The sequence below is a fragment of the Amycolatopsis sp. cmx-4-83 genome, from assembly GCF_046548815.1.
Lineage (GTDB): Bacteria > Actinomycetota > Actinomycetes > Mycobacteriales > Pseudonocardiaceae > Amycolatopsis > Amycolatopsis pretoriensis_A.
On record NZ_JAEBEF010000012.1, the window covers coordinates 278630 to 301493 of the forward strand.

Genomic DNA, 22864 nt, shown 5'->3' on the forward strand with positions numbered 1-22864 from the left:
GCGCGTCGGTCGGCGGTACCACCTTGGGTGCGACCTCCGGATGAGGGACATGGCACGATTCACGGGGTTGTCGCCTACGACGGGAAGGGCTGGGGGCCGTGACGTCACCGGAGCAGGGCCGGCTCGCGGGTCCGCTGTCGATGTCGGTGGCCAACCTGTGCCACCGCCTGCAGTCGCAGGTCTCCGCGCGCACCGCCGCCGGGTTCGCCGAGGTGCTGCGCCGGCTCGGCGCGCCGCTGCAGGTGGCCGTGGCCGGGCGGATCAAGTCGGGCAAGTCGACGCTGGTCAACGCGCTGATCGGGCGCCGGGTCGCGCCGACCGACATCGGCGAGTGCACGCGGCTGGTGACCCGCTTCCAGTACGGCACGGTGGACCGCGTCGAAATCGTCTTCACCGACGGCCGCAAGCAGGTGCTCCCCTTCGCCGCCGACGGGATGATCCCCGCCGAGCTCGGCGTCGACATCGACAAGGTGTCGCACATCGAGGCGTACCTGACCAACGCCGTCCTGCAGGGCATGACGGTGATCGACACCCCGGGCCTCGGCTCGCTCGACGCCGCTTCGGTGTCCCGCACCGAGCAGCTCCTGGGCGCCGCGAAGCACCGCCAGGACGACGGCGACGAAGAGGGCTCGGACGAGCTCGACGACACCTCCCGCAACGCCGTCGCCGGTGCCGAAGCCGTGCTGTACGTCGTCACCCAGGGCGTCCGCGCGGACGACCAGCAGGCGCTCGCCGCGTTCACCGCGGCCACGGCGAGCCGGGAAGCGGGCCCGGTCAACGCGATCGCCGTGCTCAACAAGGCCGACACCATCACGCCCGAGTCGGTCGAAGGCTCCGGCGGCGACGTCTGGAAGGCCGCGACGCTGCTGGCCGAGAAGCAGGCGTCGACGCTGAAGCCGCGCGTCGCCGACGTGCTGCCGGTGATCGGGCTGATCGCCGAGTCGGCCGAGTCCGGCGGCTTCACCTCCGCCGACGCCGAGGCGCTGCGGCAGCTCGCCGAGCTCGACGACGACATCCTGCAGACCATGCTGATCTCGGCCGACATCTTCACCAGCTGGGAGTGCGACGTCCCGTCGGGCACGCGGCTGCGGCTGCTGGAGAAGCTCGACCTGTTCGGCGTCTCCCACGCCGTCGAGGCCATCCGCAAGGAGCCGGAGCTGACGGCGGGCGCGCTGCGGCGGTCGCTGCTCGACGCGTCCGGCCTGGAAGCGGTGCGGCACCGGTTGTCGATCGTGTTCGCCGCCCGCGCCGACGGCATCAAGGCCGCCGCCGCGCTCGCGTCGGTCACCGCGCTCGCGCACGCCTCGGCCGATCCGGCCGAACGCCAGCGCGTCCACGACGCCATCGAGGTGCTGCTCGCCAAGCCCGAAGCCCACCAGCTGCGGCTGCTCGAAGCGCTGACGCTGGTCGCGTCCGGCGCGGTCGACATGCCGGAGGACCTGTCCGAAGAGGTGCTCCGGGTGGGCAGCAACGCCGACATCGGCGCCCAGCTCGGCAAGCCCGGCGCCCCGCGCCCTGAACTGGCCGCGCACGCCCTCGAACGCGCGGGCTGGTGGCGGTCCTTCGCCTCCTTCGGTGCGACGCCGGCGCAGAGCCGCGTCGCCCACGTCGTGCACCGCGCGTACTTCTTGATGTGGCAGCAGGTGCGCGAAGCCTGAGTTTGTTTCTGGTTGCCGACTTTCCCTGGTCACCCCCCTTTCCCGCGTACTCTGGGAAACGTGCGACTGGAAAACACGACATCCTGGCGAGCCGGGTGGAGCAGCGAGACGGACGTCGACGTCGCGCTGTTCATCCGCGACGCCCTGGCCCTGTCCGTTTCCGAAGGACAGGTGCTGCCGCCGGTGGAGCCGCGGGTTCCGGTCCACGTCCCGCCGGGGCTCGACCGGGCGGCGGTCCAGGACCAGTGGGCCGCCTGGTGGACCGACCTGCTGGCGTCCCTGCGCAGCCGCGAGGACCCGGACCCGCGCAGCCCGCGCACCCGGTACGGCAGGCCCGCGCTCGAACCGGGCTCGGCCCTGCGGCAGGCGGTCGACTTCTTCGGCCCGGTCGCGGCCCGCCACTTCGCCAACGCCCGCGGGCCCGCCCTGCGCGGGGCGAACGAGCCGTCGGGCGGCACGCCGTGGGCGCCCGGTTTTTACCGGCGCCAGATCGTGGCCGGCGAGCGGCTTGGCCAGCTGGTGCGCGAGGCCGAGGTCAAGCAGGGCCGGCGCGCGTACCCGTTCCGGCTGAACGTCATCGAGATCTCCGTCGCGGGGTCGATCTGGCTGCGCACGGCCGACGACCAGCTGCTGGTCTCGTCCCGCCTGGCCGAGGACGGCCCCGGCCTGGAGGCCGTGCTCCGTGACGTGATCGCCCAGCTGGTTTGAGGCCCCGGCTTTCATAAACCGAGCACGCGGTCTGATAATGGACGGCATGGAGACGACCGTCGACGAGCCGCCGTGGCTGCGCACCGGGTCCTGGGTCGGCTGCCCGCTGATCGGCGGCGCGCTCGGCGTGGGCGTGTGGGCCATCGCCGCGTGGGTCAGCGACCTGCCGGCGTTCCCGTTCCAAGGCGTGTTCAAGGTGCTCACGAAGCTGCCGCAGCCGTGGGCGACGCTGGCCGCGGTGGCCGGCGGGCTGGTGCTCGGCCTGGTGTTCGCCGTCGTCTGGGCCGGCGACCGCCTGGTCGTGACGGTCTCGCCCACCCGCGTCACGCTGGTCCGCGGCGACAAGACCCGCCGCATCGAGGCCGACCTCGACGCCGTCTACCTCGACGGCAAGGAGCTCGTCCTGCGCACCACCGACGGCCGGGAGATCGCCCGCGAGAAGACCGACCTGTCGGGGCGCGAGCTGGCCCCCGCGTTCGCCGAACACGGCTACCCCTGGCGCGACGACCCGCCGGTCGAGCGATGAGGACCGTCGACCCGGCCAAGCACGCGGCCAAGCGCCGCGCCATCGTGGACGCCGCGGCCGGCTGCTTCGCCGAGAAGGGCTTCGAGCGGACGACGACCGCGGACATCTGCCGCGCGGCGGGCATCAGCTCCGGCAGCCTCTTCCACTACTTCCCCAGCAAGCGCGCGGTGTTCACGGCGATCTTCACCGACGACGCCGCCGAGACGGCCGAGCGTCTCGAAACCGCGGCGAAGGCCGAAGACCCGTGGACCGCGCTGCTCGACGTCGTCGCCGAGCTGGCCGGGCAGATCGCCCAGCCGGGCGTCGTCCGGATCGTGCTGGAGGCCGCCGCGCAGGCCGCCCGCGACGACGAATTCGCCGAGCTGATCCACCGCAACGACAGCGCCCTGCGTGACGGCTTGGCCGTCCTGGTCGAACGGGCCGGGACCGCCGGGCTGATCGACCCGGGCGTCGCACCGCGGGCGGCCGCCGGCTGGGTCGCCGGGCTGATCGACGCGATGATTTCGCGGGCGAGCCTCGACCCCGGCCTCGATCTACCCGCCGAGCAAGCGATCCTCCGGACGATCCTGATCCGGTTCCTTCGCCCGGTTCCGCCCCCGGCGGGCGGCTGAATCCGCCAGACTGTCGGCATGGCGTGGTTTCGCAAGGACGGAACCGACCGCGGTTCCCCCGCGTCGGACACCGATGTGCACCCCTTGCAGCAGCAGGACACCGATCTGGAGCGCGCTCTCGCGGATCGCCAGGCACTGATCCAGATGTGCCTGTACGCCCTGGACCGCGCCCGCAGCGGCGGTGTGGTCGAACGGCTGGAGGAGGGGCTCGCCGCGATCGGCGTCCAAGCTCTGCGGCCCGACGGCGAGCGCTTCGACCCGGCCTGCCACGAAGCCGGCGGCGCCGTGGCCACCGAAGATCCGGCGCTCGAGGGCATCGTCGCGGAAACCGAGGTCACCGGGTTCGCCGACCACGACCGCCTGCTGCGCGCCCCGATCGTCACCGTCTACGCGAAGAAGACCCCGTGAGCGCACCCACCGCGCCGAGCCTGCCCGCGCAGGTCGCGGCCGCGCGAGAGCAGCTGCTGACCACCGTCCGCGACGCCGACCCGGCCGCCGCCCGGTGGGTCGAGGACATCCGGAAGACCCGGCCGAAGAAGCCGGCCGTCGTGGTCGTCGGCGAGACCAACCGCGGCAAGAGCTCGCTGGTCAACGCGCTGCTCGCGCGGCCGGGACTGTCCCCTGTGGACGCCGACGTCGCCACCGCCACCTACCTGGTGTTCGACCACGCCGACGCGTGGGGCGCGCAGGCCTGCTACCCCGGCCAGCTCGCGCCGGTGCCGATCGACCTGGGCCAGCTGATCCACTGGGTGTCCGCCGCGCACGAGCTGCCGCCCGGCCAGATCCCGCCGCGGTACGTCGAGGTCACCGGGCCGGTGCCGCTGCTGATGCGGCTTTCCCTGGTCGACACCCCCGGCGTCGGCGGGCTCGACTCGCTGCACGGCGAGCTCGCCAAGGAAGCCGCCGCGGGCGCGACCGCGCTGCTGTTCGTCGTCGATGCCTCGGCGCCGTTCACCTCGACCGAGCTGCAGTTCCTGCGCGATGTCGGCGAGCGCGTCGAGACCGTGGTGTTCGCGCTGACCAAGGTGGACATGTTCCGCGGCTGGCGCGAGGTCATGGAGGCCGACCGGCAGCTGCTGCGCGAGCACGCGCCCCGCTTCGCCGACGCGGTGTTCCACCCGGTGTCGGCGCGGATGTTCGAGACGGCCGCGAAGGCGCCCAACGAGCAGATGGCCGCGATGCTGCGGGAGAAGTCCGGCGTCGCCGCGATCCAGACGGCGTTGCAGGAGCTGCTCGTCGGCCGCTCGGCGATGCTCGGCGAGGCCAACACGCTGCGCGCGCTCTCCAGCGCACTGGGCGAACTGAAGGCGAAGCTGCAGGCCGAGAGCCGCGCGCTGTCCGCCGGGGAAGCCGAGGCCGAGCAGCTGCGCGAACGCCGTGACCAGCTGCAGGCCGAGCGCCGGTCCTCGACCCGCGGCTGGCAGCTCAAGCTGCGCGGCGAGGTGCAGCGCACCCGCGTCGAGGTCGGGCACGAGTCCAGCAGGCAGATGCGGGACGCGCAGACCCACTTCCGCCAGCTGATCGACGCGGCGAAGCGCGACGAGCTGGCCGCGCTCCCGCAGCAGGTCGACATCGCGCTGCAGACGACGTCGCAGCGGGTCTCGATGCTGCTTTCCCAGCGGCTGAACCAGGTCACCAACGTCTCGCTGTCGGAGCTGTTCTCGCCCGAAGAGCTCGACGTCATCCGCGCGCAGTTCGCCCGGGCCGGCGGCCCGCCGGTGGTGCTGCGCCCGCCGGACAAGAAGCCGCCGACGGCCGAGGACAAACTGCTCGTCTTCATGGGCATCTCCGGCGGCGTCGGGGCCGGCAAGGTGGCCGCGCTGCCGCTGGCCGGCGTCGCGATCCTCAACCCCGTCGTGCTGCCCGCGACCATCATCATCGGCCTCGGCGCCGGGTGGTGGATGGCCCGGACGCGCAAGCACGCGGCCGACAAGCAGCACATGAAGCAGTGGCTGGTCGAGGCGATCGCGGACGCCCGCTCGACGCTCGACCAGCTGGTCGCCGAGCAGCTGATCGAGGCCGAGCAGCAGCTGTCGATGGCGCTGGACGAAGCACTGGGCCGGCGCATCGACGCGATCGAGGCCGAGCTGAAGGAAGTCGACAAGACGATCAAGATGGGTGCGCAGGAGCGCGCCAAGAAGATCGCCGTCGTGTCGAAGCGGCTCAAAGAGGTCAGCGACGGCCGCGAGCGCGCCGAAACCTTCCTGACCAGGATCCGGGCGCTGCGGGACAAGACGGCCTGACCCCGGTCCGGTTGTGGAGCGGAACCGAACCGGCATACGGTGAGTCATACCCTCGGACAGCAGGTCAGAGACGGCGGTACCCGGTCAAAAGGGGGAAGTTCCCATGTGGGTCGACGAGAGTGGCGGCAGCGACACCGACGCGAGCGGTACGAACGCGATGACCGTCCACGTCGACGGTCAGGAGTACCAGGCCGAGGTCAACTACGACGTGAACGACGACGGCGTCAACGACACCGCGATCATCGAGCACGACGACGGCACCTCGCAGGCGTTCATCGACACGAACCACGACGGTGAAGCCGACCAGTACGCCGTGCTGGACGAAACCGGGCACGTCGTCGACCAGGCCGTCTACGACGAGGCCAGCGGCCAGTGGGTCGAGTCCCACGGCGGCGGCCACGACGACTCCGACACCGGGGGCCGCGACGACAGCTCCGGCGGGCACATCCACGCCGACCTGCCGGACGGCGAGGTGGACGCGGGGGTCGCGACCATCGACACCGACCACGACGGTCACAACGACACCGCCATCGTCGAGACGAAGAGCGGCGGCACCATCGCCTTCACCGACAAGGACGGCGACGGCGAAGCGGACATCGCGATCCAGACCGGCGCCGACGGCACCACCACGACGTTCGAGCACTCCGGCCCCGGCCAGTGGACCGAGGTCTCGAGTGGACTGGTGGACTCCGGCAGCGAGGGCGACCTGGCCGCCGACGCCGCCTGGGGCGAAGCCGGCACGCAGACGCTGGAAGGCGTCGCGCGCATCGACTCCGGCACGGGACAGTGGATATCCCCCAACTGAGGTGACCCACGTCTCAGTTTGAAAGCCCGGGGCTTCGGCCTCGGGCTTTTTTCATGTCGTCAATGAAAGAAAAGGCGGCTTCTGAATCGATTCCCTTATCGGTCTTGTGAGAGAACGTACACGTCAGCTCTCTGTTACCTGCCGGTCATGCGGTTACTCTCGAAGAATCCCAAAACCCGCACACCGGTCGTCAGCCGGTGTGCGAAGCCATTCGGCCGCAGGCAATGAAGCCCGCACCGGAACAGCGTCGTTCCCGGTGCGGGCTCATTTGTCGTCGGAAGTCAGGAGTAGAGATGACCGCAGTCGCCATCCCCGGACTGGACACCGCGCCGACGACGCACACCGGCGTGCTGTCCTTCGTCCGGGAGGTCGCCGAGCTGACCAACCCGGACCGCGTGGTGTGGGTCGACGGGTCTGACGAAGAAGCCGCCCGGATCAACCAGGAGCTGGTCGACGCCGGCACGTTCGTGCAGCTCAAGTCGAAGCCGAACTCCTTCTGGGCCACCTCCGACCCCAACGACGTCGCCCGCGTCGAAGACCGGACCTTCATCTGTTCGGAGCGTCCCGAGGACGCCGGTCCGACCAACCACTGGATGGACCCGGCCGAGATGAAGGCCACCATGACCGAGCTCTTCCGGGGCTCGATGCGCGGCCGCACGATGTACGTCATCCCGTTCTGCATGGGTCCCCTCGCCGACGAGAATCCCAAGCTGGGTATCGAAATCACCGATTTCGCCTACGTTGTCGCTTCGATGCGCGTGATGACCCGCGCTGGCAAGGCGGCCCTCGAGAAGTTCGTCGCGCCGGATGGCAGTGAGCGCGAATTCGTGCCGGCACTCCACTCCGTGGGTGCGCCGCTCGAGCCGGGGCAGCAGGACGTTTCCTGGCCCTGCAACGAAACGAAGTACATTTCGCACTTCCCCGAAGAGCGCGCGATCTGGAGCTACGGCTCCGGCTACGGCGGCAACTCGCTGCTGGGCAAGAAGTGCTACTCGCTGCGCATCGCCTCGGTGATGGCCCGCGACGAGGGCTGGCTCGCCGAGCACATGCTGATCCTCAAGCTGATCTCCCCCGAGGAGAAGGTCCACTACGTCGCGGCCGCGTTCCCGAGCGCCTGCGGCAAGACCAACCTCGCCATGCTGCAGCCGACCATCCCGGGCTGGCGCGCCGAGACCCTCGGCGACGACATCGCGTGGATGCGCTTCGGGGAAGACGGCCGCCTGTACGCGGTCAACCCGGAGTTCGGCTTCTTCGGCGTCGCGCCGGGCACCGACTGGCACACCAACCCGAACGCGATGCGCACGATCGAGCAGGGCAACACGGTCTTCACGAACGTCGCCCTCACCGACGACGGCGACATCTGGTGGGAGGGCATGGAGAACAAGCCCGCCCACGCCACGTCGTGGAAGAAGCAGGACTGGACGCCGGACTCCGAGGAGAAGGCCGCCCACCCGAACTCGCGCTACTGCACGCCGATGTCGCAGTGCCCGATCCTCGCCGACGAGTGGGACGACCCGAAGGGCGTGCCGATCTCGGCGATCCTGTTCGGCGGCCGCCGCAAGACGACGGTGCCGCTGGTGAACGAGGCCCGCGACTGGCAGCACGGCGTCTTCATGGGTGCCACGATGTCGTCGGAGACCACGGCGGCCGCGGCCGGCGCGGTCGGCAACGTGCGCCGCGACCCGATGGCGATGCTGCCGTTCCTCGGCTACCACGCCGGTGACTACTTCAAGCACTGGCTGAACCTGGGCAAGAACGCCGACGCGAACAAGCTGCCGAAGATCTTCTACGTCAACTGGTTCCGCCGCGGCGACGACGGCCGCTTCCTGTGGCCGGGCTTCGGCGAGAACTCGCGGATCCTCAAGTGGGTCGTCGAGCGCGTCGAGGGCAAGGGCAACGCCGTCGAGACGCCGGTCGGCTTCGTGCCGCGGGCCGAGGACCTCGACACCGAGGGCCTCACCGAGCCGATCGAGGACATCCAGGCCGCCCTCGAGGTCAAGCCCGAGGAGTGGCGCGCGGAGCTGCCGCTGATCGAGGAGTGGTTCCAGAAGATCGGCGAGGTCCCGACCTCGCTGCGTGACGAGCTCGACGCGCTGGCCCAGCGCCTGAGCTGAACACCCTGAGACAGAAGGAGACGTCTCCCGGCCGCATCCGGGAGACGTCTCCTTCTTTTGTTCCAGGTAGTTTCGCGACCATGAGACCGTTCCGCTTCGGCGTCGATCTGGTGGTGCCCGGTTCACGGGCCGAGTGGGTGGCGAAGTGCCGCAAGGCCGAGGACCTCGGCTACGACGTCGTCGGTGCGGCCGACCACGTCGGGATGGCGCCGCCGTTCCCCGCGCTCGTGCTCGCGGCCGAGGCGACCGAGCGGGTCCGGCTCAACACGTTCGTCATCAACGCCTGCTTCCACCACCCCGTGCTGCTCGCCCGAGACGTCACGGGCACCGACCAGTTCACCGGCGGCCGCCTGGAGCTGGGCATCGGCGCGGGGTACGTCGAGGCGGAGTTCCACGCAGCCGGGATCGAGTGGGGTACGCCCGGGCAGCGGTACGCGCGGCTCGAACGCGCGGTGCTGGAACTGAAGCGGCTGTACGCGGATCCGTCGCACAAGCCGGAACCGGTGCAGAAACCCGGGCCGCCGCTGCTGCTCGGCGGACGCGGCGACCGCGTGCTCAAGCTGGCCGCGAAGCACGCCGACATCGTCGGGTTCACCGGTACCGCGGCGACGAAGGTCGAGGGCCGGATGTCCCTGGCCGGGCTCGGCGAGCTGACCGAGCGCGTCGAGTTCGCGCGGACCGCCCTCGACGGCCGGGACGCCGAGCTGAACCTGCTGGTGCACGTCACCCGCGTGACCGACGACCGCCGCAGCACGCTGGAAGCCGTCCACCGGCGGGTCCCCGACCTCGGCGTCGACGAACTGGGCGAGCTGCCGACCGTCCTCGTGGGATCCCCCGGCGCCGTCGCCGAGCAGCTGCTGCGCACCCGCGAGACGCTCGGTATCAGCTACTTCACAGTGATCGAGGACGACCTGCCGAGGCTGGCTCCGGTGATCGAAAAGCTCCGCTGAGTACCTTGTCGGTATGACTGGGGATTTCCGCTTCGGGGTCAACATGCACGTGCCCGACCACCGCGCGGGGTGGGTCGGGAAGTGCCGGAAGGCCGAGGACCTGGGCTTCGACGTCATCGGTGCGGCCGACCACCTCGGGATGGCGCCGCCGTTCCCGGCGCTCGTGCTCGCCGCCGAGGTCACCGAGCGGGTCAAGCTGAACACCTTCGTGCTGAACACCCCGTTCTACAACCCGGTGCTGCTCGCCCGCGACGTCACGGGCACCGACCAGTTCACCGACGGCCGCCTGGAGCTGGGGCTCGGCGCGGGGTACGTCAAGGAGGAGTTCGAGGCCGCCGGGCTGCCGTTCCCGTCCGCCCGCGAGCGCGTCGACCACCTCGAGCGGTCGATCCTCGAGCTCAAGCGGGCCTACGCCGACCCGGAGCACAAGCCGGCGCCGGTGCGCCCCGCCGGACCGCCGCTGCTGCTCGCCGGCCGCGGCGACCGGCTGCTGACCCTCGCGGCCGAGCACGCCGACGTCATCGGCTTCACCGGTGCCGCGAAGACGCCGGACGGCGGCGCACTGATGCCGGAGACCGCCGAAGGCATCGAGGAGCGGGTCGGGTTCGTCCGGTCGAAGCTCGGCGGCCGGGAGGTCGAGTTCAACCTGCTGTGCCACTTCGTGCACATCACCGGCGACCGCGCGAGCGCGCTCGCGGAGCTCGAGAAGCGGGTGCAGGGCGTCCTGAGCGTCGAGCAGCTGGCGGTGCTGCCGACCGCGCTGATCGGCTCGCCCGCCGAGGTCGCCGAGCAGCTCCACGCCCACCGCGAGCGGTTCGGGCTGACCTACTACACGATCCTGGAACAGAACATGGACCAGTTCGCCCCGGTGCTCGAAGCGCTCCGATGATCGACGCGACCGCGATCGGCGTCCGGGCCGGCGAGCACTGGCTGTTCGACGACCTGGACTTCGCCGTCGAGCCCGGCGAGTGCGCGGCGATCGTCGGGCCGAACGGAGTCGGCAAGTCGACCTTGATGCGCTGCCTCTACGGGATGCAGAAGCCGCAGCGCGGCCGCGTGCTGATCGACCGCAAGGTGCCGGACGAGCGGGACGTCGAATTCCGCCGCAAGGTGTCGGTGCTGTTCGACGACTCCGACTTCTTCGCCGAGCTGACGCCGTTGCAGCACCTTGAACTCCTGGCCGGCTCGTTCGGCGCCGACCTCGGCGACCACGAGGAGCTGCTGCGCGACGCGGGGCTCGGCGAGCGCATGCGCGTCACGTCCGGGCACTTCTCCGCGGGCCAGCGCCGCCGCCTGCTCCTGCTCGGCGTCACCGCGCGCCCGCACCGCGTGCTGCTGCTCGACGAACCGGAACGCGCGCTCGACGCGGCGGGCAAGGACTGGCTCGTCGAGGTGATCGCCCGGTCGACGGCGGCCGGCGCGGCGGTCGTGGTGGCCACGCACCACCCGCCGCTGCTCGAAGCCGCGGACAGCGTCCTAGAACTGTGGTGACGCTGGCACCCCGCCGGATGCGGATCCCGGGCCGCAAGCGGTTCGGCGGGATCTTCAGCGGCGACACCGCGAGCTTCGTCTTCCTGTTCGGCTTCGGGTTCCTGTTCACCGCGTTCTTCCACGTCGACGGCTGGCGTCCGGCGCTCTACGGATCGTCGCACGTGGACTTCCCGGCCGTCCTCGGCCTGCTCACGCTCTGCTGCGCGGTCGGCTGGCGCGGCCTCCTGCGCCGCGGCTTCGCCTGGGTCGAGCCGGCCGAGCTGACCTGGCTCGACTTCGCCCCGGTGGACCGCGGCCGCGTCGTCACGCTGCGGCTGCTCGGCGCGTGGACCGGCGTCCTGGTGGTCACCGGCTACCTGGCCGCGCTGCTGCTCGCCGTCGGCGGGGCCGGGCTCGACCAGTGGCGTGCGGCGGTCGCGATGGTCGTCGCGACCGCCGTCGCCGCGGTCGCCGCCGCCCGGCGGACCGCGCTGCGGCTGGACGCGCTGGGCCCGCTCGCGCTCGCCGTCGCCGGGCTGCTCATCGCCTCGCTGCACCTCGGCCCGGTGGTCGTGCAGTTCGTCGCCGCGGGGGTGCTGGTCGCGGCGCTGCCGCTGGCGTTCGGCGGCGAGCCGGTGCACCGCGCGGGCCGGGCGCCGCTGCTCGCCGGGTGGGACGGGCGGGTGCTGCGCTCGGTCGCCGTCACGTTCCTCGACCCGATGATGCTGCTCCCGCCGTCGGCCCCGGTCGGGCGCTTCCCGCTGCGCCGCCCGACCGCGCTCCGGCTGGCCTTCGCGGGCACGCTCGGCCGCTCCCGGTACGCGGGCGCGGCGGCCCTGGTCGGCTTCGCGGTCGTCGTCGCCCACATCGCCCTGCCGACCGTGCCGGGCGCGGTCCTCGTCGGCATCGGCGCGTACGTCGCGCTGACGCCGTTCGCCGGCGGGCTCGGCGAGCTCTGGCGCAACCCGGGCCGCCGCCGGTGGCTCGGGACGGGCAACCGCGAGCTGGTGCTGACCCACGGCCTGGCGCTGGCGGGCGTCGGGATCGGCTGGGCGGCGCTGCTCGCCGTGGTCACCCTCGCGGGTGGGACCTCGTTCGGGCCGGGCGCGTGGCTCGCGGTGCCGCTGTCGGTGCTCTCGATCCTGCGCACGGTCACCCGGACCGCCGTCGACTACGGCAATCCGGCGTTCGTGGACACCCCGATGGGCCCGATGCCCGCCAACCTCGTGCGCCAGCTCTTCCGCGGGCTCGACCTCCAGCTCATCGGGATCGTGCTGCTCTCCGCCGCCGTTTGACCTACGCTCGCTCCGACGAAGGGAGCAACCAGTGGGCGGTGGACACGCACCGGGCGTCGGGCGGCGGGCGACCAGCGAGTTCCCGGCCGGCTGGACCGACGAGCACATCATCTCGGTCGTCAAGGACGTCGCGAACGACCCCAGCGAGGCCCGGCGGCGGCAGCCGAACGGCCGCTGGCGCTGCGCCGGCGAACGGTACAACGTGCACCTGATCGTCCTGGTCGAGGAGAACGGGCACGTGCACACCGCGTACCCGGTGGCGGGCCCCGGCGTCGTCCGCAACCCGGACACCGCCCGCGACCCGGCGAACCCGACGGTCGCCGACCTCCAGAGCAACCGCATCAGCTTCTTCGCCGACAGCATCCTGACCGGCGTCGCCGACCGGCTGTCCCCCGAGGACTACACGCACTACCGGACGCTGCTGTGGTCCGGCGAGTGGGAGGAACTGGCGGACGTGCTGGCCGCGCACTCGGTCAAGCTGGGCTTCGGCTTCTCGGCGGACGAGTACTCCGACTTCGAGAAGCTGCTCAACAGCTACGACCTGCCGGTGGCGGGCTGCGCGTTCCTCAACGACCGCGAGCACATCCTGAACCAGCTGCGCCCGGTCTAACTCGCCTGGCTGAGCGTCGGCGACCCGACGGGCTCGACCGCCGCGCGCAGCTCGTCGAGCGGCAGGCCCACGGCGTCGGCGATGGCCGTGACCGTGAAGAACGCCGGCGTCGGGATGCGCCCGGTTTCGATCTTCCGGAGCGTTTCGACCGAGATCCCGGCCTCCGCGGCGACGTCGACCATGCTCCGGCCGGCCCGCGCCGTCCGCAGCGCCTGGCCGAGGCGTTCGCCGCGCTCGCGCTCGTCGTCTGTCAGCGGTACTCGCACCATGAACCCAATACTAATACCACCTGAGTTGTCCACTGCCTGTGGACAACTCTGTGCACAGGTGTGGAAAAGCCCCGCCGAACGTCCGTTCGGCGGGGCTTCCACTACACCTTGTGGTGTCAGGCGCCCGCGGGCACCGGAAGTGGCATGCCGGGCAGGCTCTGGTCGTTCGGCACGACGCCGTCGACCAGGTAGGCCTCCACGACCTTGTCCACACCCGCGTTGCCGCCGGCGTAGATGCCGTGGTCACCCTCGCCGGTGATCGTCAGCATCCGCGAACCCGCGAACGCCTTGTGCGCGCGCCGCGCACCCTCGATCGGCGTCGCCGGGTCGTGCTCCGACTCGACGATCAGCACCGGGGGGACACCCTTGCCGTCCAGCACCGGGAGCGGCGCCGGCTGCTTCTTCCAGAACAGGCACGGCTGGATGAACCAGCCGGCACCCAGGAGCGGCAGCTGCTTGTCGATCAGCTTCTGCGAGTCCTTGATGGCGCTGTTCACGGTGCCGGTCCACGGACCCTCGTTGCACGGGATGGTCCAGAAGCTGGCGTCGTAGGAGTCACCGTCGGTCGGGACCATCAGCGGCTGCGCGCCGGAGGTCTCGGTGCTCTTGTCGGCGGCCTTGACCTTCTGCGCGGCCGACGACTTCGCCTGCGCCGACGCCGTGCCCTGGGTCAGCGTGCGGACGCTGACCAGGTAGTCGGCGAGACCCGGGAAGGAGCGCTTCGAGTAGATGCTCGAGGCGATGAAGGCGTCCAGCCCGTTGGCCGACACGGTCGAGCCGTCGGGCAGGGTGACCGCGCCCTGGGTCAGGGCGTAGCGGACCTGCTCGTAGGTCTGGCGGGCCGCTTCACCGGTCGTGCCGAAGTGGTAGAGCTTGTCGTACTTCGCCACCCACGGGAGGAAGTCGGAGCGGAAGCGGCGCTCGAAGCCGAGCGGCTGCCAGTCGAACGACTTCTGCCACGTGGTCGTGAACTCCGTCGAGGAGTCGAGCACGAACCGGCCGGTGCGCGTCGGGTAGGCCTGCGCGTAGTGCGCGCCCATCCAGGTGCCCGCCGAGTAGCCGACCCAGTTGATCTTGTCGCGGCCGAGCAGCACGCGCAGCAGGTCGATGTCCTTGACCGTCTGGTCGGTGTTGATCAGCGGGCCCAGCTCGCCGGACTTCTGCTGGCAGGACAGGGCCGCGTACTTCGTCGCCGCGACGATCAGGTTCAGGTTCTGCCGGTCGCGGTCACGCGGGTCGAGGTCCGAGCCGGTGCCGATGGCGCCACCGCACGTGATGTTCGTGCTCTTGCCGGTGCCGCGCGGGTCGAACCCGACGATCTCCTGGTGCTCCCGCAGCTTCGGCTGGTTGCGCAGGCGGGCCGGGAAGTTCCGCCCGGGCGCGCCCGGGCCGCCGGGGTTGGTGACGACGCTGGCGGTCGCGTCCTTGGTCGCCTTCAGGCGGCTGACGGCGATGGTCAGGTCGATCTGGGCGTTCGCCTGGTACCAGTTGCGCGGCGTCTTGTAGGTCGCGCACTCCATGTCCTCGGCGCCGGCGGGCGGGGCCGTCGGCAGCTCGGCGGGGACGGCGCACTTGTGCCAGTCGAGCTTCTGGTTCGCGTACTGCTGCGGGATGTTCGAGGAGTTCAGCGGCTGCTTGCCGGCCGCGGCCCCCTGGCCCGCGAAGGCCGGCGTGAACCCGGCCAGCAGGGTGCCGGCGATCGCCGGGATCACCACCGCGTAGCGGAGTCGTGTCATACGGTTGCCCCTTTTTGGCTTTTCACGTGCGGAGTCCGGCTATTGATATAGGGCTCGCGGAGGCGGGGCAACCGACGTTGGTCGGCAACGGCGGCCGCGGCGATCAAATCGATATCGGACAGACGTGACTCCCTGTCACCCAGGTTCTAAGGTCAGGCGGTCGGTTACGGGAGTGTTAGGTGAGGTCGATGTCGACTGTGAAGCACGACGGAAAGGTGCGCGGGTCGCGGTTCAACCCGTGGAACCTGCTCCTGATCGTCCCGCTGCTGGTCCTGGTCACGCCACTGTTCAACGTGGACGGTCCGCGGCTGTTCGGGATGCCGTTCTTCTACTGGTTCCAGTTCCTCATGGTCGCGGTCGGGGTGCTGAGCACCTGGATCGTCTACCTGATGACGCGGGACAAGCCCACCACGGACGCCCCCGACCGGCTGAGCGTCGACGACCTGGACGAAGGGGACGCTCGATGAGCAACCTGCAGTGGCCCGAACTGATCATCTTCACGATCCTGTTCGCGCTGGTCACCGTCCTCGGCTTCATGGCGGCGCGCTGGCAGCGCGGCGGCGGGCTGGACCACCTCGACGAATGGGGCCTCGGCGGCCGCAAGTTCGGTTCGTGGATCACGTGGTTCCTGCTCGGCGGTGACCTCTACACGGCGTACACCTTCGTCGCGGTGCCCGCGCTGGTGTTCAGCGCCGGCGCGCTCGGCCTCTACGCGCTGCCGTACACGATCGTCGTCTACCCGATCGTCCTGCTGCCGGCGCTGCGGATGTGGTCGGTTTCGCGGGTCCGCGGCTACGTGACCCCGGCCGACTTCGTGCGCGGCCGCTTCGGTTCGCCGATCCTCGCGCTGCTGGTGGCGATCACCGGCATCGTCGCGACCATGCCGTACATCGCGCTGCAGCTGGTCGGCCTCGAAGCCGTGCTGCGGACGATGGGCATCAACGGCTCCGGCATCGTCGGGCACCTGCCGCTGCTGATCGCCTTCGTCATCCTGGCGGTCTACACCTACCAGTCCGGCCTCCGGGCGCCCGCGCTGATCGCGTTCGTCAAGGACATCCTGATCTACATCGTCATCCTCGTGGCGATCATCTACCTGCCCTCGAAGCTGGGCGGCTGGTCGCACATCTTCGACACGGCGGCGAAGAAGCTCGGCACGCCGAACCCGACCACCGGCAAGCCGGCCGGCTCGATCCTGCTGACCGCCAACAACCAGCTGCAGTACGCCACGCTGGCGCTGGGTTCGGCGCTCGCGCTGTTCCTCTACCCGCACTCGCTGACCAGCGTCCTCGCCTCCCGCGGCCGCACCGTCATCAAGCGGAACATGGTCGCGCTCCCGGCGTACTCGCTGGTGCTCGGCCTGCTGGCGCTGCTCGGCTACGTGGCCATCACGGCCGGCGTCAAGCCGCTGACGAACGCGGCCACCGGCAAGCCGGACGGCAACACGATCGTCCCGGTGCTGTTCGACAACCAGTTCTCGTCCTGGTTCGCCGGCATCGCGTTCGCCGCGATCGGCATCGGCGCGCTGGTGCCCGCCGCGATCATGTCGATCGCCGCGGCGAACCTGTGGACCCGCAACATCTACAAGGAGTACATCCGCAAGAACGCGACCCCGGCCGACGAGGCCAAGCAGGCGAAGCTCGCTTCGCTGGTCGTGAAGCTCGGCGCGGTGGCCGTGATCATCCTGATCGACCCGCAGTTCTCGATCGACCTCCAGCTCATCGGCGGCGTGCTGATCCTGCAGACGCTCCCGGCCGTGGCGCTCGCGCTGTACACGCGCTGGTTCCACCGCTGGGGCCTGATCGCGGGCTGGGTCGTCGGCATCGGCTGGGGCCTGATCATGCTGTACGGCATCCCCAACCCGGCCAACGGAAAGCTCCACTTCGGCGGCTCGGCGCTGGCACTGGGCAACATGTCGATCTTCGGCTGGCACCCGTTCTCGGGCTCCCTGGTCCAGATCTACGTCGGCTTCGTGGCCCTGATCGCCAACCTGGTGGTCGCGGCGATCGTCACGGTGATCGCCCGGCAGCTGAAGGTGTTCAACGGCACGGACGACACCAACCCGGCGGACTACCTGGCCGACGAGAACGACAAGGACCTGCGCCCGATCGGCGCTCACTGAGTCCGCTGTGTCCTCTGTGGACGGATGAGCACCCGGGAAACGAGGTAGAGCACCACGCCGTTGAGCAGGTGCCAGAGGAAGTGCGTGCCGGCCGGGACGTAGTCGCAGACGTCCCGGTCGAGCGTGCGCAAGCTCAGCGAGAGCGCGAACACCGCCCCCGCCACGACGTAGTGCGTCCAGTACGCGTCACGCGCGAAGGCGAGCACGGCGGCGAAGACGCCGAGTGCGATGAGGGCGGAGAGGTAGAGCCCGCCGCCGAGCAACGCCGTACCGGCGGTCAGCGCGAGGAACGCCGGCGCGGCCACCCACCCCCACCGCCGGCTCCACCGGCGGCGGGCGAACACCACGACGTACACCAGCAGGAACACGAGGATCGCCCCCGAGTCCGCGACGGCCGCCCACCGCGTCGCGAGCAGGTGTAAGCCGCTGCTCGCGACGAAGACGAGCCCGATCAACGCGGCGAGCACCCGCCCGGTCCGGTCCCCCTCGGCCAGCCGCCACACGAGCACGGCGGCGACGAGGAACGCGAGGTTGCTGAGACTGTTGAGCGGTTCTCCCCAGAGCCCGGGCCCGACGCGTTCGCAGTACCCGTCGACGTAGTCCGTCACGGGTCCAGCCAACCAGGAATCAGCCGCACGCAGCCAGCCGCTGCGCGAGAAATCGTCGTCGCGGTCCGGCACCGGCGCGGTGTGGCACCACGCGATGGCGGCCTCGACGTGGAACGCCGACAGCGCGGGCCCGGTGCGGGCCCGCCGTCGTCCGCTTCCGGAGTTTCCCCGGTGAGCAGCGGAAGTTAGCGTGAAGCCATGAGCGAAGTGAGCCGGTTCCCGGTCGTGGAACTCGAAGACCTGCCCGACGACCTCCGTGCGCGCGTCGGCGCCATCGCGGAGAAGTCGGGCTTCGTGCCCAACATCTTCCGCGCCCTCGGCCACCGCCCCGCCGAGCTGCGCGCGTTCCTCGACTACCACGACGCCCTGATGGAACGCTCCGACGGACTCACCAAGGCCGAGCGCGAGCTGGTCGTCGTCGCCACCTCCGGCGCCAACCACTGCACCTACTGCGTGGTCGCGCACGGCGCCATCCTGCGCATCCGCGCCAAGGACCCCGAGCTGGCCGACCGCGTGTCGAGCAACCCGTGGCAGGTGGAGCTGGACGAACGCGGCCGCGCGATCGTCGACCTCGCCCTGGCGCTCGCCCAGGACTCCGCGCTGTTCGGCGAGGGCGACCTCGAAGCCGCGCGCAACGCGGGCCTGACCGACGACGAGATCTGGGACGTCGGCGCGATCACGGCGTTGTTCGCGATGTCGAACCGCCTCGCCCACCTGACGGCGCTGCGCCCCAACCCGGAGTTCTTCCTGCTCGGCCGCGTGCCGCGCTAGAACGTCAGGCGCCAGGTCTCGTCGATCAGCTTCGGGCCCCAGTCGGCGAAATCCTCCTCGCGGACGAGCTCGAACCCGGCCGCGCGGTAGATCGAGCGCGCCGCCGTGAGGATGGAGACCGTCGAGAGCTCCATCCCGCGGTAGCCGTGCGCCCGCGCGAACTCGACGCACTCGGTGACCAGGCGCTTGCCGACGCCGTGGCCGCGGGCCGACGGCTCGAGCAGCAGCAACCGCAGCCTCGCCGTGTCCGCGTCCGGCCCGCGGGTGCACGCGATGCCGCCGACGCGCTCGCCGTCGAGCTCGGCGATCCAGAACGCCTGCCGCGGGTCGTCGCGGGTCTCGACGAAGTCGGCGACGATGCGCGCGACGAGCCCCTCGAACCGGTCGTCGAAGCCGTACTCCCGGCCGTAGAGCGAGCCGTGCCGTTCCACCACCCAGCCGAGGTCCCCCGGTCGTGGCGGACGCAGGACGAGCACCGGGTCCCGGCGGCGCTCGCCGACGAGGTCGCCGATCGTGCGCATCGCGGCCAGGAGGCGCTGCTGGTCTTCGTCGGCGAACCGGCCCAGCAGCCCGCCGATCCGGTCGGTCGAGCGCTGGTTGAGCACGGCGAACGCGGCCCGGCCGGCTTCCGTCGGGCGCACGAGCTGGCGGCGGGCGTCCTCCTCGGAGCGTTCCCGCGCGATCAGCCCTCGCGACTCGAGGCGGGCGAGCAGCCTGCTCGCGTAGCCGGCGTCCAGGTCGAGGCGTTTGCGCAGGTCAGTGACCGGCAGTGGGTCCTGGTGGGTGAGTTCGAAGAGCACCCGGGCTTCCGGCAGCGAGTACTCGGCGTCCGCCGGGCCTTCGTCGAGCACCCCGATGACGCCGGTGTAGAGCCGGTTGAAAGCGCGGACCGCGGCCACCCGGTCGTTGTTCATTGACCACCTCAACAAGTTCGTTGACGAAGTCAAAGATTACTCGACAGGCCCGCGGCGGCAAGTGACTTACCGGGGAAATGGGAAACCCCGCGATGCTGCCAGGTCGGGGGTCCGCCAGCATCACGGGGTCGTACTGGGTATCGACGGCACTTCGCACGTCGTTACACGTTGAGCACTATGTGGCATAGGTCACTCGAATGGGCGACCGCCACGGGGTGAGAGATCAGCGCATGTAGCCCGAGCGAGCCTGCGCGATCGCGATGAGTTCCTGACGGACCGTCGCGGTCGCGGCGGTGTCGATCGCCCGGTTCAGCGCCCGGCGAGTGCGAACCTCGGCGCGACGGGCACGGAGCTTGGCGGCGATGTTGTTCATCGGTTTCTGCATCCCCTTCGGAGGGTCTCGGTGGTTGTGCCTCTAGTATGCACCTTTTTTCACAAGGAATCCAACGAATGTCCGGTGATGTGGCGCACTCGCCGATGAATCATCGGCAAACGTGGGTATGTGCCGGAGAGATTGGGGGTGGCCGCGGTCACGCGCAGGCAACCCGCTACCGAGATCTAGCCATGTCTAGCAAATGGGCAATAAAGCCTTAGGGACGCTCATAGAGCGCGAGACGCCGGAGAAAGCCCAGGTCAGTCGCGGCTGAGCAGGTAGTGGCCGAAGTGCGGCACAGTGAAGGCGATCTGCCCCCGCTCGGCGGAGTAGACGAGGCCCTTCTTCATGAGGCTGTCGCGGGCCGGCGACAGCGAAGACGGCTTCCGCCCGAGGAAGACGGCGACGTCGGCGGTGCCGGCGGGTTCGTCGCGCCCCTGCGTCAGCTCGGCCATCGCCTGCAGGTACTCGCGCTCGGCCGGCGTCGCGCGCTCGTAGCGCGAACCGAAGAAGCCGACCGCCAGCTCCGACTCCGCCTCGGGCGCCGCGACCTGGACGTCCTTGACCGTGATCGGGTCGGACGGCGCCGCGTCCCAGGCCGCCTTGCCGTAGGCCTGGATGAAGTAGGGGTAGCCGCCGGAGGCGTCGAAGAGCGCGTCGAGGGCTTCCGGCTCGATGCCGGCGTCCTCGCGTTCGATCGGCGCCATCACGGCGAAGTCGGCGTCCTCGCGCTCGAGCCGGTCGATGCGCGCGTAGCGGAAGAGCCGCTCGGAATACGACTTGGACGCCGAGAGCACGGCGGGCACGTGCGGCAGCCCGGCGCCGACGACGACCAGCGGCGCCCCGGACTGCGACAGCTCGTGGCAGGCCGCGCAGAGCGCGGAGACGTCGTCGGGCTGGAGGTCCTGGATCTCGTCGATGAACACCGCGACGCCGGTCCCGACGTCCGCGGCCAGCTCGGCGACGTCGGTGAACAGCTCGACGAGGTCGATCTCGATGTCCCCGGAGTCGGCCCGCCCCTGCGCGGCGGGCACGTCGATGCCCGGCTGCCAGCGGTCACGCAGCTTCGCGTCGGCCTTGTTGGCTCGAAGCGCGAACGCCTTCAGGACACCGAGCACCTCTTCGACCCGGTCCGGCGCCCGGTGCCGCACGGCGAGGTCCCGGATGGCCCGGTGCAAGGCGGCGGAAAGCGGCCGCCGCAGCTCGGCGTCCGGCCGCGCCTCGATCTTCCCGGCCCCCCACTTGTGCCGCACGGCCATCGCGCGCAGCTCCCCGAGCAGTACGGTCTTCCCGACCCCGCGAAGCCCGGTGAGAACGAGACTGCGTTCGGGTCTCCCCCGCGCGACGCGCTCCAGCACCACTTCGAAGGCCTTGAGCTCACGCTCACGACCGGCCAGCTCGGGCGGCCGTTGCCCGGCGCCCGGCGCGAAGGGGTTGCGGATGGGGTCCACTCTGCCAAGTTATCGGCGTATCTAGCGCGAGCCCGATATTCCGCCATAGACGGCTAGGCGTGTCGCCGAGGTTCGACCGGATGGCCGTACATAGAGACGAACAGGTCTGCAGCCCTGCTCGTCCCTACCCCCAGCGCGCACTACGACGTCGCGCTAGTCGCTCAGGTTCCGTTCCGCGTAGATCTTCATCGCGTCGCGGACGAATTCCGCGCCCGCACCTTCGAACCCGTAACGCGGATCGTCGACGTACAGCTGACCCAAGCCCGCGAAGTACCCCGCGGACACCGACGACACCGCCGGCTTCAGCCATGCGTGCAGCCGGCGTGTGATCGCCTGGACCTCGTCGGAGTCCACCGTGAGCCCGGCCGCGTGGGCCGACCCGAACGCGGCGGCGATGTCCCGCTGCTCCTGCTGGTGGGCCTGCTTCTCGTCCGCCGACAGCGAGCGCCACCATTCGTCGCCCGTCCGGTACGCCGATTCGCCCCAGCGCTCGGTGACCTCCTTTTCGTAGCGGGTGTGGTCGAAGCCGTCGAAGACTTCTTCTGCCATCAGTCGTTCACCTCCCTTCAGTTTCCGTAGCGTGGTGCGGACCGAATCGATCTGCCGTCCGATCCGCCGCCGCTCCTGTTCGAGCAGCTCCAGGTGCGTCTCGAGGGCGACCTCGTTGTCGCGTTGCCCGTCGAGCACCTCGGCGATGGCCGGCAGCCCGAGGCCGAGCTCGCGCAGCAACAGGATCCGCTGCAGCCGGACGAGCGCGTGCTCGTCGTAGTAGCGGTAGCCGTTGCCGCCGATCCGGCTGGGCTCGAGCAGGCCGACCGCGCCGTAGTGGCGCAGGGTCCGGCTCGTGGTCCCCGCCGAGCGGGCGATGTCCTGGATCGACCACTCCATGGCGTCGACGATAGAAGTTGACGCAGCGTCAAGGTCAACCGCTAACGCTTTATAGCTTTCTATAGCACCAAGGCGATATTCACGCAGAAAGCCCGATGAGGGTTCGAGCCCAGGCCGAGCGGGCACTCAGCGAGTAGGTTCGACCAGGCAGCGGCCCGTACGAGGAAGGCAACGACCGTGATACTCCGTCGAGTGGCACGTCCCCTGCTCGCCACGATCTTCGTGACGGGCGGAATCAGCGCGCTGAGGCAGGCCGAGGGCCACGCCAAGGCGGCGGAACCGTTCCTCAACAACGCGTTGGACAAGTTCGGCGACGTCATCCCGGAGCAGGTCCCGCGCGACCCGGTGACGCTCGTTCGGATCGACGCCGCGGTGAAGATCGGCGCCGGCCTCGCGTTCGCCGCCGGTAAGGCGCCGCGGCTCGCGGCGGGGCTGCTCCTCGGCAGCCTGGTGCCCACGACGTTCGCGACGCACAGCTTCTGGACCATCAAGGACCCGAGCGAGCGCCAGCAGCAGCAGATCCAGTTCTTCAAGAACGCGAGCCTGGCCGGCGGCCTGCTGCTCGCGGTCAGCGACACGCACGGCAAGCCCTCGGCGGCCTGGCGCGCGCGCAACGCCGCGAAGGACGTCGGGCGCAGCGCCGAGCGGCTGACCCGCCGGGGCCAGAAGCGGGCGAACAAGCTCGCGAAGCGCGCCCAGAAGAAACTCCCCAGCTGACACTTTCATAGGGAAAGTGCCGCCCCCG

General features: G+C 70.4%; 24 protein-coding genes. 17 read left to right on the forward strand and 7 right to left on the reverse strand.

Annotation, left to right across the window (positions count from 1 at the left end):
* Window positions 1–140 precede the first annotated feature (140 nt).
* From ACLJQM_RS35540 to ACLJQM_RS35600, 13 genes are all read left to right on the forward strand, one after another.
* Entirely contained in the window at window positions 141–1658 is a 1518-nt protein-coding gene (locus ACLJQM_RS35540; protein WP_360778130.1) for a dynamin family protein, read from the forward strand.
* Between the two features lie 60 nt (window positions 1659–1718).
* Window positions 1719–2366: a hypothetical protein gene (locus ACLJQM_RS35545; RefSeq protein ID WP_360777996.1), complete on the forward strand. Its 648-nt coding sequence runs from the start codon at window positions 1719–1721 to the stop codon at window positions 2364–2366.
* Window positions 2367–2412: 46 nt separating this feature from the next.
* A complete protein-coding gene (locus tag ACLJQM_RS35550) occupies window positions 2413–2892 on the forward strand; it encodes a hypothetical protein (RefSeq protein WP_247016483.1) in 480 nt (159 codons plus the stop codon).
* The gene (locus ACLJQM_RS35555) at window positions 2889–3503 is read left to right on the forward strand and encodes a TetR/AcrR family transcriptional regulator (protein ID WP_410634714.1); all 615 of its coding nucleotides are present in this window, start codon (window positions 2889–2891) and stop codon (window positions 3501–3503) included. The genes ACLJQM_RS35550 and ACLJQM_RS35555 overlap by 4 nt, the downstream gene beginning before the upstream one ends.
* A gap of 18 nt (window positions 3504–3521) precedes the next feature.
* Entirely contained in the window at window positions 3522–3911 is a 390-nt protein-coding gene (locus tag ACLJQM_RS35560) for a nucleotide exchange factor GrpE (protein WP_360777991.1), read from the forward strand.
* Window positions 3908–5746 (forward strand): dynamin family protein, encoded by a 1839-nt coding sequence (locus tag ACLJQM_RS35565; RefSeq protein WP_410634716.1) that lies wholly within the window; start codon window positions 3908–3910, stop codon window positions 5744–5746. Before ACLJQM_RS35560 ends, ACLJQM_RS35565 begins: the two co-directional genes overlap by 4 nt.
* A 103-nt stretch (window positions 5747–5849) precedes the next feature.
* Entirely contained in the window at window positions 5850–6551 is a 702-nt protein-coding gene (locus tag ACLJQM_RS35570; protein WP_247016491.1) for a hypothetical protein, read from the forward strand.
* 293 nt (window positions 6552–6844) lie between these two features.
* Complete coding sequence (locus ACLJQM_RS35575; protein ID WP_247016493.1) at window positions 6845–8665, forward strand: phosphoenolpyruvate carboxykinase (GTP); 1821 nt, start codon at window positions 6845–6847, stop codon at window positions 8663–8665.
* Between the two features lie 80 nt (window positions 8666–8745).
* On the forward strand, window positions 8746–9615 hold the full coding sequence (locus tag ACLJQM_RS35580; protein WP_360777988.1) for a TIGR03621 family F420-dependent LLM class oxidoreductase: 870 nt from the start codon (window positions 8746–8748) through the stop codon (window positions 9613–9615).
* 13 nt (window positions 9616–9628) lie between these two features.
* Entirely contained in the window at window positions 9629–10504 is an 876-nt protein-coding gene (locus ACLJQM_RS35585) for an LLM class F420-dependent oxidoreductase (RefSeq protein WP_410634717.1), read from the forward strand.
* The gene (locus ACLJQM_RS35590) at window positions 10501–11106 is read left to right on the forward strand and encodes an ABC transporter ATP-binding protein (RefSeq protein ID WP_247016499.1); all 606 of its coding nucleotides are present in this window, start codon (window positions 10501–10503) and stop codon (window positions 11104–11106) included. Before ACLJQM_RS35585 ends, ACLJQM_RS35590 begins: the two co-directional genes overlap by 4 nt.
* A complete protein-coding gene (locus ACLJQM_RS35595; protein ID WP_410634718.1) occupies window positions 11100–12380 on the forward strand; it encodes a hypothetical protein in 1281 nt (426 codons plus the stop codon). The genes ACLJQM_RS35590 and ACLJQM_RS35595 overlap by 7 nt, the downstream gene beginning before the upstream one ends.
* A gap of 31 nt (window positions 12381–12411) precedes the next feature.
* Window positions 12412–12990, forward strand: a complete 579-nt coding sequence (locus tag ACLJQM_RS35600) for an EndoU domain-containing protein (RefSeq protein WP_410634720.1) — start codon at window positions 12412–12414, stop codon at window positions 12988–12990.
* Here the strand turns inward: ACLJQM_RS35600 and ACLJQM_RS35605 are convergent.
* Both ACLJQM_RS35605 and ACLJQM_RS35610 read right to left on the reverse strand, forming a co-directional pair.
* Window positions 12987–13259, reverse strand: coding sequence for a helix-turn-helix domain-containing protein (locus ACLJQM_RS35605; protein WP_247016505.1), 273 nt, complete (start codon window positions 13257–13259; stop codon window positions 12987–12989). The genes ACLJQM_RS35600 and ACLJQM_RS35605 overlap by 4 nt on opposite strands.
* 116 nt (window positions 13260–13375) lie before the next feature.
* Entirely contained in the window at window positions 13376–14995 is a 1620-nt protein-coding gene (locus tag ACLJQM_RS35610; protein ID WP_360777981.1) for an alpha/beta hydrolase, read from the reverse strand.
* Window positions 14996–15183: 188 nt separating this feature from the next.
* On the opposite strand from ACLJQM_RS35610, the gene ACLJQM_RS35615 reads away from it, so the two are divergent.
* Both ACLJQM_RS35615 and mctP read left to right on the forward strand, forming a co-directional pair.
* Window positions 15184–15462 carry a DUF3311 domain-containing protein gene (locus ACLJQM_RS35615; protein ID WP_247016509.1) on the forward strand — a complete coding sequence of 93 codons (279 nt, stop codon included), beginning with the start codon at window positions 15184–15186 and terminating at the stop codon, window positions 15460–15462.
* Entirely contained in the window at window positions 15459–17114 is a 1656-nt protein-coding gene (gene mctP, locus ACLJQM_RS35620) for a monocarboxylate uptake permease MctP (protein WP_360777978.1), read from the forward strand. Before ACLJQM_RS35615 ends, mctP begins: the two co-directional genes overlap by 4 nt.
* Here the strand turns inward: mctP and ACLJQM_RS35625 are convergent.
* Window positions 17108–17722: a hypothetical protein gene (locus ACLJQM_RS35625; RefSeq protein WP_410634722.1), complete on the reverse strand. Its 615-nt coding sequence runs from the start codon at window positions 17720–17722 to the stop codon at window positions 17108–17110. The two genes, mctP and ACLJQM_RS35625, sit on opposite strands and share 7 nt — an antisense overlap.
* A 198-nt stretch (window positions 17723–17920) precedes the next feature.
* On the opposite strand from ACLJQM_RS35625, the gene ACLJQM_RS35630 reads away from it, so the two are divergent.
* Entirely contained in the window at window positions 17921–18493 is a 573-nt protein-coding gene (locus tag ACLJQM_RS35630; protein WP_247016515.1) for a peroxidase-related enzyme, read from the forward strand.
* Here the strand turns inward: ACLJQM_RS35630 and ACLJQM_RS35635 are convergent.
* The 4 genes from ACLJQM_RS35635 to ACLJQM_RS35650 all read right to left on the reverse strand — a co-directional run bounded on the left by ACLJQM_RS35635 (window position 18490) and on the right by ACLJQM_RS35650 (window position 22119).
* On the reverse strand, window positions 18490–19407 hold the full coding sequence (locus tag ACLJQM_RS35635; RefSeq protein ID WP_410634723.1) for a GNAT family N-acetyltransferase: 918 nt from the start codon (window positions 19405–19407) through the stop codon (window positions 18490–18492). The genes ACLJQM_RS35630 and ACLJQM_RS35635 overlap by 4 nt on opposite strands.
* 223 nt (window positions 19408–19630) lie before the next feature.
* Window positions 19631–19780 (reverse strand): hypothetical protein, encoded by a 150-nt coding sequence (locus ACLJQM_RS35640; protein ID WP_167379635.1) that lies wholly within the window; start codon window positions 19778–19780, stop codon window positions 19631–19633.
* Window positions 19781–20040: 260 nt separating this feature from the next.
* Window positions 20041–21231: an ATP-binding protein gene (locus tag ACLJQM_RS35645; RefSeq protein WP_247016519.1), complete on the reverse strand. Its 1191-nt coding sequence runs from the start codon at window positions 21229–21231 to the stop codon at window positions 20041–20043.
* Between the two features lie 153 nt (window positions 21232–21384).
* The gene (locus ACLJQM_RS35650; RefSeq protein ID WP_410634724.1) at window positions 21385–22119 is read right to left on the reverse strand and encodes a MerR family transcriptional regulator; all 735 of its coding nucleotides are present in this window, start codon (window positions 22117–22119) and stop codon (window positions 21385–21387) included.
* Between the two features lie 177 nt (window positions 22120–22296).
* On the opposite strand from ACLJQM_RS35650, the gene ACLJQM_RS35655 reads away from it, so the two are divergent.
* The gene (locus ACLJQM_RS35655; protein WP_410634726.1) at window positions 22297–22836 is read left to right on the forward strand and encodes a DoxX family protein; all 540 of its coding nucleotides are present in this window, start codon (window positions 22297–22299) and stop codon (window positions 22834–22836) included.
* The last annotated feature ends 28 nt before the right edge of the window (window positions 22837–22864 follow it).